This is a genomic window from Micrococcus sp. CH7 (assembly GCF_001595485.1).
Classification (GTDB): domain Bacteria; phylum Actinomycetota; class Actinomycetes; order Actinomycetales; family Micrococcaceae; genus Micrococcus; species Micrococcus luteus.
Window position 1 is genome coordinate 1 of record NZ_LOSQ01000036.1, and the last position, 1701, is coordinate 1701.

The 1701-nt window shown below is 56.6% G+C and carries 1 rRNA gene; it reads right to left on the minus strand.

The annotated features are described in order from the left end of the window. Positions 1 to 117 precede the first annotated feature (117 nt). Positions 118 to 1640 (minus strand): 16S ribosomal RNA (locus tag AUV08_RS09185). Between the last annotated feature and the right edge of the window lie 61 nt (positions 1641 to 1701).

A 1701-nucleotide genomic window follows, 5' to 3' on the forward strand; every position in this document is an offset into this window, starting at 1 on the left:
AGGCATGACGTACTCGAGCACTGCCGGCACCACCACTGGCACCATTCATTGATGTTCCACCCATGAGCAACCCGCCATCACACACGCGGTGATGCAACGGGCACTAATGCTCCTTAGAAAGGAGGTGATCCAGCCGCACCTTCCGGTACGGCTACCTTGTTACGACTTAGTCCCAATCGCTGGTCCCACCTTCGACGGCTCCCCCCACAAGGGTTAGGCCACCGGCTTCGGGTGTTACCAACTTTCGTGACTTGACGGGCGGTGTGTACAAGGCCCGGGAACGTATTCACCGCAGCGTTGCTGATCTGCGATTACTAGCGACTCCGACTTCATGGGGTCGAGTTGCAGACCCCAATCCGAACTGAGACCGGCTTTTTGGGATTAGCTCCACCTCACAGTATCGCAACCCATTGTACCGGCCATTGTAGCATGCGTGAAGCCCAAGACATAAGGGGCATGATGATTTGACGTCGTCCTCACCTTCCTCCGAGTTGACCCCGGCAGTCTCCCATGAGTCCCCACCACGACGTGCTGGCAACATGGAACGAGGGTTGCGCTCGTTGCGGGACTTAACCCAACATCTCACGACACGAGCTGACGACAACCATGCACCACCTGTGAACCCGCCCCAAAGGGGAAACCGTATCTCTACGGCGATCGAGAACATGTCAAGCCTTGGTAAGGTTCTTCGCGTTGCATCGAATTAATCCGCATGCTCCGCCGCTTGTGCGGGCCCCCGTCAATTCCTTTGAGTTTTAGCCTTGCGGCCGTACTCCCCAGGCGGGGCACTTAATGCGTTAGCTGCGGCGCGGAAACCGTGGAATGGTCCCCACACCTAGTGCCCAACGTTTACGGCATGGACTACCAGGGTATCTAATCCTGTTCGCTCCCCATGCTTTCGCTCCTCAGCGTCAGTTACAGCCCAGAGACCTGCCTTCGCCATCGGTGTTCCTCCTGATATCTGCGCATTCCACCGCTACACCAGGAATTCCAGTCTCCCCTACTGCACTCTAGTCTGCCCGTACCCACCGCAGATCCGGGGTTAAGCCCCGGACTTTCACGACAGACGCGACAAACCGCCTACGAGCTCTTTACGCCCAATAATTCCGGATAACGCTCGCACCCTACGTATTACCGCGGCTGCTGGCACGTAGTTAGCCGGTGCTTCTTCTGCAGGTACCGTCACTTTCGCTTCTTCCCTACTGAAAGAGGTTTACAACCCGAAGGCCGTCATCCCTCACGCGGCGTCGCTGCATCAGGCTTGCGCCCATTGTGCAATATTCCCCACTGCTGCCTCCCGTAGGAGTCTGGGCCGTGTCTCAGTCCCAGTGTGGCCGGTCACCCTCTCAGGCCGGCTACCCGTCGTCGCCTTGGTGAGCCATTACCTCACCAACAAGCTGATAGGCCGCGAGTCCATCCAAAACCGATAAATCTTTCCAACACCCACCATGCGGTGGACGCTCCTATCCGGTATTAGACCCAGTTTCCCAGGCTTATCCCAGAGTTAAGGGCAGGTTACTCACGTGTTACTCACCCGTTCGCCACTAATCCACCCAGCAAGCTGGGCTTCATCGTTCGACTTGCATGTGTTAAGCACGCCGCCAGCGTTCATCCTGAGCCAGGATCAAACTCTCCGTAAAAAAATTACAGAACAACACCGTGGCAGCCGGAAATAACCACCACGACATCCATTCAATACCT